Below are 260 nucleotides of genomic sequence, written 5' to 3'. Positions count from 1 at the left end.
CATGAAGCCGACTTTATTCTTAGCCCCTATGAAATCTTCAATGTAATCAGGATGGTTTTCATCGTTAGTATAAAACACATCAGGATGCCATACCGACATCACCAGCATTTGTGCCCCTCTCCTGTTCGACTGAGAAATGAAGTTTGTTAGATTTGAAAACTGATTCCCAATGAATACCGCCCCTGTAGATTGTCCCTTTGTTTTCGATAGAGTAGAATAGCGTGGACGGAATACATCTAAGTTAGTTCCTACACCACCCC

At 41.9% G+C, this 260-nt stretch carries 1 pseudogene; it reads right to left on the bottom strand.

The annotated features are described in order from the left end of the window. Positions 1 to 260: pseudogene (locus tag SB764_RS41810) on the bottom strand (hypothetical protein); the annotation flags it as partial.

Origin of the sequence: Paraburkholderia sp. SIMBA_027 (assembly GCF_046535315.1) — a bacterium.
Lineage (GTDB): Bacteria > Pseudomonadota > Gammaproteobacteria > Burkholderiales > Burkholderiaceae > Paraburkholderia > Paraburkholderia tropica.
The sequence above is the reverse complement of the archived record's forward strand: the minus strand, read 5'-3'. Positions and strand labels throughout refer to the sequence as shown.